The following is a 15,372-nucleotide window of genomic DNA, read 5'->3' as shown; positions in this document are numbered from 1 at the left end:
TAACTGATGGTTAGGCCTATCTGCTATAAGGGGTGAGGAAACGCGCAGGGTCTTTGACAGTCAGAAAAAAATGCTTAAGGTGAGAAGACATGAGGAAGAAAAATACTTCTTATTCAGGCCAGGTTGACGCCAAAACCAGGGCTAACACTCAGCTCGCTCGTCAGATAGCTCAGGAAAGCAAGGAAGCAACACTCAGCCGGCTCAAAACAAGACAACAGGGTTTGTCCAGTCAGGAAGCAGAAGATGCCCGTAAAATCTATGGGACCAATGCAATTGCTCATAATCGCAGTAATTCTCGGCTTAAGTATCTTTTCGATGCCTTTATGACTCCCTTCACTATGGTTCTTCTCTTCCTGGCAGCCCTGTCCCTGCTGACCAACTATATTTTTGTTCCTGCCGGGCAGAAAGACCTGAGTACTGTTGTCATTATGTTGGTTATGGTCCTGATTTCCGGTCTGACCAGTTTTGTCCAGAATGTGCGCACCAGCAATGCCGTCGATAAGCTCCTGGGCATGGTTTCAGTCACCACCAGCGTCACCCGCGACGGTAAAGCCCAGGAGCTGCCTACCCAGGATGTGGTGGTGGGCGATATCATCAATCTCAACGCAGGCGATATGGTTCCGGCAGATCTTAGGCTGCTCACCTCCAGGGATCTGTTCTGCTCATCCAGTTCCCTGAACGGGGAATCCAAACCGGTGGAAAAGGTTGCAGATTCTCAGCCGCAGAATCTGGGCGATTACCTGGATTATCCCAACGTCCTGTACGAAGGAACTACTATTGTCTCCGGCAGTGGAACAGGGGTGGTCTTTGCCACAGGCAACAATACTGCTTTTGGCCGTCTGGCTCAGTGTATTGCTGACACCAGCATCAAACAGACTGCCTTTGACAAGGGGATCAAAGACATATCCCGCCTGCTGATCACTATGACCCTGATTCTGGCTCCTGTCGTCTTCCTGATCAACGGATTGACCAAGGGCGACTGGCTTCAGGCCCTAATCTTCGCCATCGCTACAGCAGTCGGACTGACTCCAGAGATGCTGCCGGTAATTGTCACTTCTAACCTGGTCAAAGGATCAGTGGAAATGTCGCGGGGAGGAACCATTGTCAAGAAGATGAATTCCATCCAGAACTTTGGCAGTGCTGATATTCTCTGCACGGACAAAACTGGAACCCTGACCCAGGATAAGGTTGTTTTGGAACGGCATTATAACCTGGAGCTTCATGAAAACCCTAAAATTTTGGAACTGGCTTATCTGAACAGCTTTTATCAGACCGGGATGGAAGATTTGATGGATAAGGCCATTGTCCAGGCAGCTGGCAAGGAGCTGGACCTGGACAGCATTCAAAAGGAATACGTCAAGATTGATGAAGTTCCTTTTGATTTTGAGCGGCGGCGGATGAGCGTAGTTGTACAGAACCGCAGTGGAGAGCACATATTGGTTACCAAGGGTGCTGCCGAGGAAATGCTGGCCGCTTCCAGCCAGGAGGAAATTAATGGAAAAATTCAGGATCTAACTGACGAACGCCGTAAAAAGGTGCTGAAAGATATTGATGATATGAATGAGGATGGACTGAGAGTCCTTTTAATTGGCTATAAGAGGTATAATGAGCCTGTTGGTCAGTCGACAGCTGCCGATGAAGACGAACTGATCCTGGCTGGATATCTTGCTTTTTTGGACCCCCCAAAGGAGAGTACTCGCGAAACTTTGCAGCAGTTAGAGAAGGATGGCATCACTGTCAAAATTCTTACCGGCGATAATGCTGCTGTTACTAAGGCTGTTGGCCGCCAGGTAGGGCTGACAATGAGCACTGTTTATGAAGGTAGTGAGCTGGAGGCGGCCAGTGATGAGGATTTTGCCCGGATGGTGGAAGAGTGCGATGTTTTTGTCAAGCTCTCCCCGGAACTTAAAACCCGCATTATCAGTACTCTCAAGGCCAATGGGCACACGGTCGCTTATATGGGTGATGGGATCAACGATGCTCCAGCTATGAAAGCTGCTGACGTATCAGTTTCCGTGGATACTGCTGTTGATATTGCCAAGGAATCTGCTGATATTATCCTTCTGCACAAGGATTTGAGAATTTTGGAGAATGGAGTGAGAATAGGCCGTAAGATTTTTGGCAACACCATGAAATATATTAAGATCACCCTTAGTTCCAACTTTGGCAACATCTTGTCTATTTTGGTGGCATCCTCCTTCCTGCCCTTCCTGCCCATGCTGCCCCTACAGCTGCTGGTTCTGGACCTCCTGTATGGGACCAGCTGCCTGGCTATTCCCTTTGATTCTGTGGACAAGGATTATCTGGCCATTCCCCGCACCTGGTCCACCCGAAAGCTGCCTAAATTTATGTTCTTTTTTGGGCCGGCCTCGTCAATTTTTGACATTGCCACTTTTCTTCTCCTCTATTTTTGGGTATGCCCGGCTCTTGTGGGAGGGTCCTACCCGAGTCTTTCTGCGAGCGGACAGGCGGCCTTTATTGTTCTTTTCCACACAGGGTGGTTCATTGAATCACTCTGGACCCAGGAGATGGTCATTCAGGCTTTGCGGGACCGCCGGATCCCTTTCATTCAGCAGTACGCTACAGCTCCGGTTTTGATCTCTACCCTGGGGGCAGCTGGCCTGGGCACCCTCTTTCTCTACATTGGGTCAGTAGCCCGAGTTTTCCAATTTACCCAGATGCCTGCCTCTTATCTCCTTCTTGTCACTCTCCTTTTAATCTGTTACATAGCTCTGACCACCCTCATCAAGAGGATGTACTTGAAGCATGAGCGATTCTTAATTTAAGGTGCTTCCTGGAGCTTCCTGGAGCTTCCTGGAGGCACTTCCTGGTCTGAAGCAACCTCTGGCCCAGGTAGTTTTTGTTTCAGGTAATTCTCATGATTCCTGCAGGTCTTCAGAGGTTTATCCCTTACTATGAGAGAGTGGGATTCGCGCAGAGATGCGGGATAATCCTATAAAAATGAAAATAAAAAGATACACAAAATCTGGAATGAGTCATTCATTTCAATGAGTCACTCATTCCATGGACCTGTAAGATGCAGGCCGCGCTGCCTGCTTCTTAGTGAAAGGACATCTGATATGACTAAAAAAGTAGCCATGGTGACCGGCGGAGCTCAGGGGATTGGCGAGGCTATTGTCCGCCGTTTGTCTCAGGACGGATTCGCCGTTGCTATTGCTGATCTCAACGAGGAGGGTGCCCAGAAGCTGGCTGATGAGCTGAATGCTCAGGGCGGGCAGACCATTGCTGTCAAGCTGGATGTGTCTGATCAGGCTGCTGTTGATGCTGCTGTGGATGAAGCTGCTGCTAAATTGGGCGATTTCAATGTTATCGTCAACAATGCAGGTCTTGCGCCAACTACTCCTGTGGGCACTGTTACTCCTGAACTTTTTGATAAGGTCATGCATGTGAATGTAGCTGGAACCATGTGGGGTGTGCAGGCAGCTGTCCGCAAGTTCCGACAGCTGGGCCACGGGGGCAAGATTATTTCTGCAACGTCTCAGGCTGGCGTCGTGGGCAATCCTAACCTCATGCTTTATTGCTCCACAAAATTTGCTATCCGCGGCATCACCCAGGTAGTGGCCCGTGAGCTCGCTTCCGAAGGAATTACTGCCAACGCTTATGCTCCTGGCATTGTGAAGACTCCTATGATGATGGATATTGCTCATCAGGTTGCTGTTAATGCCGGCAAGGATGATGATTGGGGTATGGGGACCTTCTCGAAAGATATTGCCCTGGGCCGTCTGTCGGAGCCTTCCGATGTGGCCAATGCTGTTTCCTTCCTGGCTGGTCCTGATTCCGATTACATTACCGGGCACACTCTTGAAGTTGACGGAGGCATGCAGTTCCACTGATGTCAGGATTTCATGACGTCATAAACTATCCGGTTTTTGCCTGCGGATGAGTTTATACAGGTCTTGCTGATGTAGAAAAGAAAAGCATAAAGCCGCTGGAATATCCCCGGCGGCTTTATAAGTTTATCAACAAATTTTGGTGGCGGTGTTTATTCATTTGGTGGTGTCTATGTTGGCGAGATCTTTGTTCTCTTTGTGATAGTCTTCTTGAACTTTTTTACTGAAGTGTCCTTTGAGCGTGGCGTCAATACGGTTGATTGATTTGGTGATCCGCGGCGACGTGGTATTTAAGTAAATGGGCAGCATCCTTAAATTGATCAGGAATTTGAGAAGTATCCTGCGGGTCTTGCCAGTAGCCGTCCCCTGCAATGATTGCCGCCCAGCGCGAAAATCAGTTTGAGCCCCCAATCCTTCCCCTTGGCATCCCCCTGGGAGCCTTGATAAATTACTCGAATTGTTCGTGTCCTCTCATCCTTCTTTGGCATATAGTGTGATATTTATTTATTTGGGGAATTCCTCTGGGTGTGCTTTCCTGTACTTGGCAGCCCAGTCATCATCGTGGATTTGTTTGCCGTATCGGGTTTCCAATTTTTCCCATAATTCGCCTGATACTTCATCAACGGTGTCTTTCAAGGGTCCGTATTCATCGTCGTATATCCATTGGCGATCGACAAGCAAATCTATAGTCAGTGTTTTGTCGTTATTAATCATGACAATAAAATCGATTCCTCCTGAACGATTATGGGTTATGGAAGAATCCACAATCGTGTATGTTTTGATGATTCCTTTGTCGGTTAAGGCATGGGGATCTGTTTCTCGGAGATCTTCTTCAATTACTTTTTTGCATTCTTTAGAGTGGACGATTTTATGCATTTTTTTGTATATTTCTTTACCATATCGCTTTTTCTGCTGTTTTAGTATTTGTGCTTGTTGGTGGATTTCGTGTTGGGTGAGGGTGATGGTGCCAATGGTTACCAGGGTGACTGTCAGGATAAAAGCTAAAGCTAGCTGCCACCAGTGGAAGTGTATCTGCCGGTGATATTTTACTGGGGCGGCGCTTTCCTGCAGGTGAGAGTCTAAATATTCCAGATCAGTATCAGGAGAGTCGATCGTACTGCTTTCTTCCTCTGTCAAAGAAGTGCTCCCTGGTTGTAATTCTGCTTCTGCTTTATTGCCAATGTCGGCCTGATGATTCTCTGTCTGTATCACATCAACCAACCCATACTCTCCTTACACCAAAATTATCATAATTATACTAAAGCTGTTAGAACAGTGCAAACGAATAACTACGGATAGATTATTCTCAGCTGCCCTGAGGGGAGTGAAGATTCAGAAATTTACCATACTGACAGGTGATACCTTGCTAAAAGCCAGAGACCTGTGGAGAAATGTGATGGTGCTGGCTCATAAGCAAGAGTGTGTAAAAAAGACAAAAGGCCGAACTGTGAAAGCGCCTGTCGGCGCGCAGGCCGCTCGCAGCGGCAAAAAATGAAGCCCGGGGCTTAAGCACAGTTCGGCGCGCTACCCATAATACAGCATCAATGGATTATTCGTCCCAGGGATAAAGTTATATCGACTATTCTCTTACTATTGATTACTAGTAGACTAGTAAAGACTGTTTTCCCGCCACTTCTTGGCGCAGATGGCAAAGGTTCGGGCGGTTGCTGACAGGCTGCGGGCTGCAGGTGGATTGTAATCAGCGGGTGAGTACGAAGATAGTGAATTCTGCTGCGCCCGCTGGACTTTCGTCAGCCCCTGGCTGACAACTTCGCAGAAGGCTGCTGCCCGCTCCAGGGCTACAGCAAAATCGCCGGTAAAGGCTCCGGTCAGGATGGAATCCGCTGTGGAGGCAATATCGCTTGCAGTTGGGGCAGAATTAATGCCAGCAATTGCAGAAGCAGCTGTTTGCTCCGGTTCCCCTGCCCTCCACAAACGGGAGATGAGGACTTTCTCGCGCATCATCCATTGGCGCATGGTATACAAACGCCAGAGGACTCCGGGAAGAGATTCAGCATCTTCCTTGCTCCATAGTTCGGCTATCAGATTGATGCCTTCAGTTTCTACAAGATTCAAGACCCGATTGACAATTATGGGATCTTGAGTGTGCCTGACCCGGTCTAGGAGGGCTGCTGCCGTTGCTCGGCTCATCTCGCTGATTTTCTGCGGATCCAAACCGCCATCAAGCTGGTCGATCAGGGCAGGGTCAAGCTGGCGGGGGCGGGAGAAGCGGGCTGAGCCTCCCCGGTAAGCGGCAAAGCTGGAGCCTGCTGCCCGGATAGAAGAATTTCCCGGAGTAGAGGCCAATCCTGAAGAATCAATAGACACAGGGTTCCACCTTCTGAAGATCAATAATACGAACGTTTCCATTATCTCCTGGGATTAGAGTAAGCACCAGGGCGTTTCCTGTGGGCATATAAGGATTACGCTTGGGCAGGGCCCGGGCCAGGGATTTGCTGGTACAGAGCTGACGCAGATGCTCCAGCATGCCCCCAATAACCGGTCTGTGCATGCAGAGGGCAGCATTGTGGCCCTGATTATTACTGGTTATCAGCAGGTCCAGCAGATCCTGCCAGGCTTTTTGCCCATCGGCGTTGAAAGCATCTTCAGTCTGAGAATCAAGGTAGGTGACAGGCAACTGAGACGATAATGAATAGGGGACCATGGTTTGCTTACAGCGTTCCCAGGGAGAAGAGTAGAGATAATCCGGATCGAAACAAGCCAGGTCCCTCCCCAGAGCGTAGGCGGCAGCCGCTCCTGTTGGTCTCAGCGGTCTTTGAGCTTCTTCTCCCGTCCACGTTTTGCGATCTTCAGCTTTACCATGACGAATAAGGACAAAGGTTGATGCCTGATTCAGTCCAGATTCAAGAGCGGCAGAAAAAGGGCGGAGGAGGCGTCGGTCATCAGAGCGAGTAAGAAGCTTTTTGGCCTGGTCAAGACTGACCCATCGTATTTGGCTGATTTCCTTAGGATCTGCTTGATGAACCGAGCCAAAGAGGGAAGACCGATGTGCAGTCTGGCTGTGATCAAGCAGGCGGGCAGACCAGTAAAATACATGCTTGATCTGATTGGTATCTTTGCCAGTTCTGCCTTTACTTTTCTTGGTGCCTTTGCCTGCACTCTTGCCTTCATCCGGCAAAGGATAAGAGGTATGGCCCAGAAACATGCCTAAGGCAACCGGCTGTCCGATTTCTTCCTGAATTTCCCTGGCAGCGCAGTGAAAAATAGACTCATGGGCTTCGAGTTTTCCCTTAGGCCAGGACCAATCATCATACCGGGGACGATGCACCAGACAGACTTCTGGTTCGCCAGTGGCATCCAGACGCCAAACAATTCCTCCTCCGGCCAGGACCAGGGGAGCCTTTTTACCCCAGCGGGCATATTGGTCATAGCCATCGGCAAGAATCTGATGAAAATCAGAGAGCAGAACCATACAAACAAAAATCCTTGAGAAGAATTGGATAAATCAGATAGATACGGACAGTATTACCGGTTGCTGCGGGGTCTGCGGGAGTGCTGACTAATTAGCAGGCTCTGACAATCGACCAGAGGCTTGCCTTTATCGTCCACAGAATGACGAATGTAATCGCCATCCTCCTGCATATGCCAGGAACTGGTGGTGTCAGCCATCTGCAAATCAACGTAGTCAATCAATTGCTGGATTTGAGTCGGATCGGTAATGCGAATCAAGGCCTCGACACGTCGGTCCAGGTTACGGTGCATTAAATCCGCAGAGCCGATCCAGACTTCAGGGCCGTTGGAGGGCCCTTCTCCTATTTGCGGTCCCTGACTATTAGCGAAGGCAAAAATGCGGCTGTGCTCCAGAAAACGGCCTAAAATAGAGTGAACCCGAATATTCTCACTCAAACCTTTGCGTCCTGGCTTCAACGCGCAGATTCCCCGTTCTACGATATCAATCTTAACCCCTGCCTGGCTGGCCCTGTACAGGGCATCAATGCAGCGTTCATCAACCAGAGAATTTACTTTAATCTTAATCCAGGCCTCTTTCCCGTCACGGGCTGCCTGTTCTTCCCGCTGGATACGCTCAATAAGACCCGATCGAACAGTTCGTGGGGCTACCAGAAGCCGATGGAAACTAGAGTTGGGGGCGTACCCTGACAGCTGGTTAAAAAGTCTGGTCATATCTTGTCCCACAACCGGATCGCAGGTTAGCAGACCTAGATCGGTATATTGGCGGGCAGTTTTGGGGTTGTAATTGCCGGTACCAATGTGGCAGTAACGGCGAAGTCCTCCGTCTTCAGAGCGAACCACCAGAAGGAGCTTGCTGTGAGTCTTAAGCCCCACAATGCCATACACCACATGGACTCCGGCTCTTTCTAGTTTGCGGGCCCATTGGATATTGGCCTGCTCGTCGAACCGGGCTTTAATCTCTACCAGAGCCAAAACCTGTTTGCCTGCATGAGCGGCATCAATCAGGGCATCAATGATGGGAGAGTTCCCGGAGGTACGGTAGAGGGTCTGCTTGATTGCCAAAACCTTGGGATCGGCAGCAGCCTGTTCCAGGAAAGCCTGAACGGACGTGGAGAAAGAATCATAAGGATGGTGCAGAAGAATGTCATGCTCGCGGATGGCCGCAAAAATATCCTGTTCATGGCTGGACTCGACTTCCGCAATTTGCCGATTGGTTGTGGGAACAAAATTGGGGTACTTTAAATCCGGTCGGTCTACGTTATGGAGCTCAAAGAGGGCAGTCATATCCAAAGGCTCAGGCAGACGGTAGACTTCTTCCTCGGTTACCCGAAGCTGAGAAATCAGCAAGCGAGAGAGCTGCTCCGACATGGAATCGCTGATCTCCAGACGGATTGGAGGGCCAAAGCGACGGCGCAGGAGTTCGCGTTCCATAGCGTTCAGGAGATTTTCTGCATCATCCTCCTCAACATCAATATCTTCATTGCGGGTTACGCGGAAGGAATGGGCTTCCTTAATTATCATGCCCGGGAAAAGGGTGTCAATATGGGCCAGGACCAGGTTTTCCAGAGGAATAAAGCCATGGCGCTCGCTGTCTTCCTCCATGTCAAGGGAAGCCGAGTAATCGTCAACGGGGTACAAGCGAGGGAGGTTACCGGGAATCTTGACTCGGGCAAAATGAATTCGACCGGAAGCAGCATTCTCTACCAGCACTGCCAGGTTCAGGGATTTACCGGAAATATAGGGGAAGGGGTGGGCCGGATCGAAGGCTAGGGGTGTGAGAACAGGGAAAATCAATTGCCTGTATACCTTGGACAGGCGTTCCTGTTCGCCCAAAGTCAGGTCCTCCCACTTCATAATAACAATATGCTCTTTTTTCAGGGCAGGCATTAACTCATCACGGAAATAGACGGCGTGCTCTTTTTGAAGTTTGTGAGCTTGTTCGCTGATTTCATGCAGTTGCCGACGAGGGCTCATGCCGCTGGCGCTGGGGACAGCAATCCCGGAATCAATACGGCGTTTGAGTCCTGCTACCCGAACCATAAAAAACTCATCCAGGTTACTGGCAAAAATAGCCTCAAAATTGGTTCTTTCCAGCAAGGGGAGGGAAGGATCTTGAGCGAGTTCCAGAACACGCTTGTTAAACTTGAGCCAGCTAATCTCGCGGTCAAAGAAACGATCGTTGGGCAACGGCCGGTAATGAGAAGTTAAAGCCGTATTTTTTTCGGCTTTTTCTATCTCTGCAATATGCTCCGCTATCTGGCTGCGGAGGATTTCTTTATTAGGCCCTGTAAATTTCTGCGTCATATTTTTAATTGTACGGAAAAACCTGCCAAAAAAATGCGGTTTTGCCGAAAACTGCATGAAGCTTCTGCCTCTTCTTTCTTCATACAGTTTAGTATTTTCCCTGTTCTTTTTATTCTCTCCCTATCTGCCTCCATCCCAGGCATTATCTGCTGAAATTGCTAAGGTATGTGATACAAACGAGCGAGAGCGTACAGCTGCAGGTGAATTGCAGTGACAAATGCCGGGAGGACATATGACAGTAAGCAACGATGATATCCGCATGCAGGTAGAAGCAGACATGAACAATGTCATTAATTTTCTGAAAAAGAAAATAGCCAACAGGGCTGTATCTCCCGACGGCATTGACTCTCAGATAATGAAAGCGGATGCTCAATTTGTTGCTGATATGCTGAAAACTGTGGGAGTAAACGCTCGGGTTGAGCAGTCCAACCAGGAAGATGGGACTCCTGGAGCCTGGGAAGTTGTGGGATCAAAGATTGTGGATCCGTCCAAGCCAACCGTTCTCCTCTATGCTCATCACGATGTTCAACCTGCTTCGCAAGATGATGGAACGTGGCAGACCGATCCCTTTGTTGGCACGATTAAGGCGGATCGGCTCTATGGCCGCGGTGCTTCCGATGATGGGGCTGGCATTGCCATTCACCTGGGGGCTCTGAAAGCTCTGGGAGAGGACCTAGGAGTTAATATCAAGGTTTTTATTGAGGGTGAGGAAGAGATGGGGTCGGGGACTTTCATTCCTTTCGTTCAGTCTCATCAGGATGATTTTCGGGCTGATATTATGATTGTCGCGGACTCAGGAAACTGGTCCGACCAAGTTCCCAGCCTGACCACCTCGCTCAGGGGAAATACTGCTTTGGATGTGACCGTTCAGGTGCTGAAGGAACCGCGGCATTCCGGCGCATATGGCGGTCCAGTTTTGGATGCGCATACTCTGGCTGCCATGCTGATCTCTTCTCTCTATGATGACAAGGGGCAACTTGCTGTTCCCGGGGTGAAATCTCAGGAAGTTGTAGGAGGTTTGCAGCAGGATGTGGACGAAAACCAATGGCGTCAGGATGCAGGTCTTCTTCCTGACATGACCCTAGCTGGAACCGGGTCTCTGGCTTCCCGTCTGTGGGTTAAACCCAGTGTGACAGTGATTGGGATTGATGCACATCCGGTTGATGGATCCTTCAATGTGATTGCCCCCAGCTCTCGTTTTCGGTTGTCTTTGAGAACCGCTCCCAATCAGGATCCCGCAGAAGCTCAGAAGGCTTTGGGTGATTTTTTGGTTGCTCATGCGCCTTTTGGAAGCAAAGTCACCTGGGAAGGAGCAGACAGTGGCCGCGGTTGGGCCATGGATGCCGATTCTCCGGTTAGCAAGGTGGCTCAGAAGGCTTTGGCCGATGCTTTTCAAACCGAGATTGTAAATCAGGGCCAGGGCGGCTCTATTCCTTTTATTCCAGATCTGTGCAGGATTTTCCCCCAATACCAAGTTCTGGTGACTGGCCCTGAAGATCCGCAGTCCAATGCTCACAGTCCCAATGAATCGCAGTCTATTTCTCTTCTGCGCAAGTCTATTATTGCTGAAGCCTTTATGCTGAAGGGGTTTGCCCAGCTAGCTTAACCTGATGGTCTGGTACAAAAGCAAGAAGAGGGGCCAGCCCTCTTTCTGAGGACTGGCCCTACAAGCTTAACATGAGTGGAAATCTCGCACAACACCTTCGTTATGGCGGTAAGTCTCATATAATCCGCCCAACCAATAATCCTACGTGATTTTAGCTCTTGTGGGCTTCCACTGTTCTGTTTTGCTTGTACCTCTATTATGCACCTTTCTGATCAAAAAACAAAATCGAAACGCCGAATCTTCACAATTATTTTTTAAGTTTTTTTGACGCTTGATATGAGTATTTTCGGGTATTCTCCACTCCTGCTGATGCGGAATGAAGCGGGGGAGGGGGAAAAAGAAAAAAAGAACGCAAAACGCAAAAAGAGAACGCAAAAAAAGGACATAAAAAAGAACATAATTGGTAAGAATCTGCCTGATTGACTGTGGAAAAGCCCAAAAGAAGCAATATTTTGTGGAAAAGAGAAGAAAAAATCCACGTTTGACCACATTGTATTTTTCGCTTGGCATTCTTCTTTTTACTGCTGTTCAATGAAAATATGCATACTAATGATGATAGACACAAGAATGAGAAAAATTTGTCTGTAGACGAAGACGGTCAGCTGCCCGAATATTTTATGCCTGCTTCGGCTTCGGCTGGACTGAGGAAAAATGGGCTGGAACAGAACGGATTCCTCCAGAACGAGATTGGACTTGATGGGAGCGAGGCCAGGTCAGGCTGGAGCGAGGCCAGGTCAGGCTGGAGCGAGACCAGGTCAGGCTGGAGCGAGACCGAGCTCGCTGGTCCTGACAGATCTGGGGCAATCAAACCGGGGAACTCCCATTCTGAAGCAGCTCGATTCCCAGTCAACCAGCCTTACACAGGAGGGCATTTCTATCTGTTTTCTTCAGCTTGCGGAGGCTGCGGAACCAGTACCACTGCTGCCCTCTTTGCCCAGTATTTAAGCCAAATGGGACAGAGGGTCGCCTTGGTCGACCTTGACTTTTCCCGGGGAGGCTTAGATATTCTTTTAGGGCTGGAAGAAGAGGAAGGCCTGCGGTGGTCGGATGTCCATGCCCCCTTGGGGATGATCGACGGTAGATCTCTTGCCAGGGAAGCGGTGCAGTGGGAGCAGTGTGCGCTTCTAAGCGTGAAGGCAACACAACCTGCAGCCAAACAGTGGTGGGAGGTTTCTGCTGTCCTAAGATCGTTGGGGGAATGTATGGATGCAGTAGTTTGTGACTGCGGAATAAACCAGGCGATAATACGAGGATTTCAGCTTTATATTAATCAGGGAGCTTCCCTGTCATCTCAGGCGCAAGATTGGAGCAGAATTTGGAACGAAGTGGGTAATCGGAATCAGATGTCATTTGTTATCCTGACCGAGTTAACCATGATAGCTCTCGCACGAACGAAAGTTATTGTCACCAGGCTTGGCCGGAGTGCTTTCCCGCTTGATTTTCAAGTCGTCAGTTTGGAAAAGGCGGCTTCATCCGGAGGAAGATTAATCTGGCATTGTTTCCATAACTCCATCAAGCCCCCTCGGGGCACTGTTAATCTTGCAGAAGCAAGTAATTATCTGGGAATCACTATATGCGGAATTGTGCCTAAGGTGAAATGGCTGGATATCAGTTTGGGCGAAGGAAGAGGAATTGAAAAAATTCCTCGATCCTGTTACCACATTTTCTATAATCTTTCTTTGTCTGCTTCCCCGGCTTACAGGTCAGGAGGACAGCAAGAGGAAGGGATGGGCAGCCCTTCACAAGGCCAGTCTTATCGCAGGCAGGAAACAGGATTAATACAGGGGCGGGCTTGATGCAGGGGCAGAATTTTCGCTGGGGGCCGCTTCAATCTCTGGCCTGTCAGCCGCATGTGACCGATATAGTCGTAACGAGCGATGGTCGGGTGTGGGCTGACAGCGGGCAGGGTATGCAGGAAAGATATGTAGATTCAGGACTGAGCTCTCCCCAAGTTATGCGTGATTTTGCTGTGCGGCTTTGCGCTCAGCTTGGCCGCAGGCTAGATGATTCTTGCCCCATTGCTGATGCATCAACCCCTGAGGGGATTCGTATCCATGCCGTTATTGCTCCAATCGTGAAACAGGGAGCTGCCTTATCTATCAGACTTCCTGATGTTTTTCGGTCGAATTTGCCAGATCTCCGCGCAGGGAGAGCATTCCCGCCCGAATGGGAAGAACTGTTGCGGTCTTTGGTTCAGGCAAAAGCAACTTTTTTAGTGAGTGGGGGAACTGGAACAGGCAAAACAACCATGGTGAAGGCGCTCTTGATGGAATGCCCTCAGAGTGAGCGTCTGGTGACAGTGGAAGAAATCCGCGAACTAGGAAGCCTGGAAGGGCTTAATTGTGAATCGCTGGTGGTTCGAGAACCCAATATTGAAGGAGCGGGTCAGATCAATCTGACAGATTTAGTGAAAGCCACGGTTCGGATGAGGCCAGACCGTATTGTATTGGGCGAATGCAGGGGAGAAGAGATTGCTGACCTGCTGCGCGCTTTTAACTCCGGGCATAGGGGAGGCATGGTGACTATTCATGCCGACAGTGTGCAGCGGTTGCCTGCCCGTTTGTCGGCATTGGGTTTGCTGGCTGGAATCCAGCCTCAGGCTACTGCTCTCATGGCTCAAGGTGCTTTTGATTGTTTGGTGCATATGGATCGTTTGCGTGGTAGACGATATATATCGCAAATTGGGCATTTTGAGGTAGACAAAGAGGGAATTCTCCGAGGTCGTGTGATGGCTGTGTGGGACGGTTCCGGTCCAGCCCGGTATTCCCCTCAGTGGGATCAATGGATTCAACATATAGGGGTAAAGAAGGAGAAGTATTCCTCAACCCGAATTGGATTAGACAGATCCGGTGATGTTACCGCTCTGCTGCCACAGGTCAGAAAGGCGGCAGTTTGATGGGTAATTTTAAGATTATAACTTCCCTCGTAGCTTTTCCTGTGACGATGCCGATTTCATTCCTTCCTTTTCTTTGCTTTCTTCTTGTCCTCACGTATTCTTGGAATCCCTGCCCGCGTTTGCGGAGCACTGTAAAAATAAGATTACGTGGGAAGGTCCGTATTCGGGGTGCAGATCTGTTAGAGGAAAACATGTCGGATATTATTGCTGAACTAGTTTCCCTTATTCGCAACGGCAGTAGTTTGATTTCAGCCTGTGAAGAGGTTGGAGGCTGCGGCTTTGCTGTTCCTGAAATTACCGAAGCCAGGCTACGGCAGATGCTCCTTCAACGATCTTCTTCTCACCCCAAAGAAGTTAAGCGTATATCTCAGCAACTTTCGGCAGCGTGTCATTTAAGCACTGCTTTGGGCTGCGGGGCCGCCTCATGTCTGGAAGCTGTAGAGGCAGAGCATAAGAGGAATCAAGGAATCGAGGACAGACGGCGTTCTGCCCTTGCTGTTCCCCGAATGACTTTGCGCGTTTTGCTGGTCTTGCCAATCCTTATTCTTTTAGCCGGCCAGATGGCTAGTTCTCACACATTCACAGTTCTTTTTACGAAACCAGTGGGCTGGATCTGTCTGCTGATAGCTGCTCTTCTTTATGGTGCAGGACTTATGTGGATACGATCTTTAATTCACCACTTTGATGAGAACAGCCTGGGGTAACAAGCATGCATATTTTTCTTCCAGCCTTTTTCTGCGGTGTCCTGGTCTTTCTGCTCGCTGGAGAACCGCAGACGGTCGAGAAGAGGTTAAATTCATTAGATTCTCCTCGGTCTCAAAGAGATGACCAGGTTTTTCCGGTTCAGCTTATTCTTGAAATGATGACCGTGGCAATTCGCCAGGGGGCTTCTGTGCCTCGTGCCTGTGAGGCCGTGGGGATGGCCATGAAAACAGACCTGGGTTCGTGTTTGTGCCAGATTTCTCAGTCATTATATAGGGGTGCTTCCTGGGAAGATGCCTGGGGGCTGTCTCGCTCTCTGCCGTCTCAGACGGATAGACAGACCTGTGATCTTCTTGAACAGACTCTGGAGCCTTCGTGGAGGCACGGAGCATCGCCAATCATTCGGATTGAAACTGCTATTGAGGAAGAGAATCGACTGCGCAGCAGGGCAATGGATGATGCTGCAAGCAAGTTGTCTGTTAAAGTTCTTCTTCCCCTGGGCCTCTGTTTCTTGCCAGCTTTTGTAATTTTGACCGTTATCCCCTCTTTGGCGGGATGGATAGAGACTATGTGGCTTTAGG

The 15,372-nt window shown here is 49.5% G+C and carries 13 protein-coding genes; 8 read left to right on the top strand and 5 right to left on the bottom strand.

What is annotated here, in order from left to right; translation table 11 throughout:
• Window positions 1-89: 89 nt before the first annotated feature.
• Together mgtA and SCIP_RS06830 are read left to right on the top strand one after the other, a co-directional pair.
• Complete coding sequence (mgtA, locus tag SCIP_RS06835) at window positions 90-2,786, top strand: magnesium-translocating P-type ATPase (RefSeq protein ID WP_006293427.1); 2,697 nt, start codon at window positions 90-92, stop codon at window positions 2,784-2,786.
• A 294-nt stretch (window positions 2,787-3,080) separates the two neighbouring features.
• The gene (locus tag SCIP_RS06830) at window positions 3,081-3,854 is read left to right on the top strand and encodes a (S)-acetoin forming diacetyl reductase (protein ID WP_006293428.1); all 774 of its coding nucleotides are present in this window, start codon (window positions 3,081-3,083) and stop codon (window positions 3,852-3,854) included.
• Window positions 3,855-4,007: 153 nt separating this feature from the next.
• Here the strand turns inward: SCIP_RS06830 and SCIP_RS06825 are convergent, their stop codons facing one another.
• Both SCIP_RS06825 and SCIP_RS08380 read right to left on the bottom strand, forming a co-directional pair.
• Window positions 4,008-4,262, bottom strand: a complete 255-nt coding sequence (locus tag SCIP_RS06825; protein WP_040591248.1) for a hypothetical protein — start codon at window positions 4,260-4,262, stop codon at window positions 4,008-4,010.
• A 93-nt stretch (window positions 4,263-4,355) separates the two neighbouring features.
• A complete protein-coding gene (locus SCIP_RS08380) occupies window positions 4,356-5,063 on the bottom strand; it encodes a DUF1310 family protein (RefSeq protein ID WP_231288089.1) in 708 nt (235 codons plus the stop codon).
• Between the two features lie 112 nt (window positions 5,064-5,175).
• Between SCIP_RS08380 and SCIP_RS08115 the strand changes: the two genes are divergently transcribed.
• Entirely contained in the window at window positions 5,176-5,346 is a 171-nt protein-coding gene (locus SCIP_RS08115) for a hypothetical protein (protein ID WP_006293430.1), read from the top strand.
• A 113-nt stretch (window positions 5,347-5,459) separates the two neighbouring features.
• Here the strand turns inward: SCIP_RS08115 and SCIP_RS06815 are convergent, their stop codons facing one another.
• Genes SCIP_RS06815 through SCIP_RS06805 form a run of 3 tightly spaced genes read right to left on the bottom strand, consistent with a single transcriptional unit; the run spans window position 5,460 to window position 9,587 of the window.
• Window positions 5,460-6,179: a hypothetical protein gene (locus tag SCIP_RS06815; protein WP_048349285.1), complete on the bottom strand. Its 720-nt coding sequence runs from the start codon at window positions 6,177-6,179 to the stop codon at window positions 5,460-5,462.
• Entirely contained in the window at window positions 6,169-7,284 is a 1,116-nt protein-coding gene (locus SCIP_RS06810) for an NUDIX hydrolase (RefSeq protein WP_040591251.1), read from the bottom strand. Before SCIP_RS06810 ends, SCIP_RS06815 begins: the two co-directional genes overlap by 11 nt.
• A 53-nt stretch (window positions 7,285-7,337) precedes the next feature.
• The gene (locus tag SCIP_RS06805) at window positions 7,338-9,587 is read right to left on the bottom strand and encodes an RNA degradosome polyphosphate kinase (protein WP_006293433.1); all 2,250 of its coding nucleotides are present in this window, start codon (window positions 9,585-9,587) and stop codon (window positions 7,338-7,340) included.
• A gap of 232 nt (window positions 9,588-9,819) precedes the next feature.
• On the opposite strand from SCIP_RS06805, the gene SCIP_RS06800 reads away from it, so the two are divergent.
• From SCIP_RS06800 to SCIP_RS06780, 5 genes are all read left to right on the top strand, one after another.
• Window positions 9,820-11,193 (top strand): dipeptidase, encoded by a 1,374-nt coding sequence (locus SCIP_RS06800; protein ID WP_006293434.1) that lies wholly within the window; start codon window positions 9,820-9,822, stop codon window positions 11,191-11,193.
• A 539-nt stretch (window positions 11,194-11,732) separates the two neighbouring features.
• Window positions 11,733-12,989: a hypothetical protein gene (locus SCIP_RS06795; RefSeq protein WP_050752388.1), complete on the top strand. Its 1,257-nt coding sequence runs from the start codon at window positions 11,733-11,735 to the stop codon at window positions 12,987-12,989.
• Window positions 12,989-14,089 carry a CpaF family protein gene (locus tag SCIP_RS06790; RefSeq protein WP_006293440.1) on the top strand — a complete coding sequence of 367 codons (1,101 nt, stop codon included), beginning with the start codon at window positions 12,989-12,991 and terminating at the stop codon, window positions 14,087-14,089. The genes SCIP_RS06795 and SCIP_RS06790 overlap by 1 nt, the downstream gene beginning before the upstream one ends.
• A gap of 191 nt (window positions 14,090-14,280) precedes the next feature.
• Complete coding sequence (locus tag SCIP_RS06785) at window positions 14,281-14,793, top strand: hypothetical protein (protein ID WP_050752389.1); 513 nt, start codon at window positions 14,281-14,283, stop codon at window positions 14,791-14,793.
• Window positions 14,794-14,798: 5 nt separating this feature from the next.
• Window positions 14,799-15,371, top strand: coding sequence for a hypothetical protein (locus tag SCIP_RS06780; protein ID WP_006293444.1), 573 nt, complete (start codon window positions 14,799-14,801; stop codon window positions 15,369-15,371).
• Window position 15,372 lies beyond the last annotated feature (1 nt).

It is taken from the genome of Scardovia inopinata JCM 12537, assembly GCF_001042695.1.
GTDB lineage: Bacteria > Actinomycetota > Actinomycetes > Actinomycetales > Bifidobacteriaceae > Scardovia > Scardovia inopinata.
This window is presented reverse-complemented; position numbering and strand designations above follow the sequence as displayed.

Excerpts from the sequence above, each read along its gene's own strand:
- mgtA (WP_006293427.1), top strand. The coding sequence starts at position 90 with ATGAGGAAGAAAAATACTTCTTATTCAGGCCAGGTTGACGCCAAAACC.
- SCIP_RS06830 (WP_006293428.1), top strand. The coding sequence starts at position 3,081 with ATGACTAAAAAAGTAGCCATGGTGACCGGCGGAGCTCAGGGGATTGGC.
- SCIP_RS06810 (WP_040591251.1), bottom strand. The coding sequence starts at position 7,284 with ATGGTTCTGCTCTCTGATTTTCATCAGATTCTTGCCGATGGCTATGAC.
- SCIP_RS06805 (WP_006293433.1), bottom strand. The coding sequence starts at position 9,587 with ATGACGCAGAAATTTACAGGGCCTAATAAAGAAATCCTCCGCAGCCAG.
- SCIP_RS06800 (WP_006293434.1), top strand. The coding sequence starts at position 9,820 with ATGACAGTAAGCAACGATGATATCCGCATGCAGGTAGAAGCAGACATG.
- SCIP_RS06795 (WP_050752388.1), top strand. The coding sequence starts at position 11,733 with ATGCATACTAATGATGATAGACACAAGAATGAGAAAAATTTGTCTGTA.
- SCIP_RS06790 (WP_006293440.1), top strand. The coding sequence starts at position 12,989 with ATGCAGGGGCAGAATTTTCGCTGGGGGCCGCTTCAATCTCTGGCCTGT.
- SCIP_RS06785 (WP_050752389.1), top strand. The coding sequence starts at position 14,281 with ATGTCGGATATTATTGCTGAACTAGTTTCCCTTATTCGCAACGGCAGT.
- SCIP_RS06780 (WP_006293444.1), top strand. The coding sequence starts at position 14,799 with ATGCATATTTTTCTTCCAGCCTTTTTCTGCGGTGTCCTGGTCTTTCTG.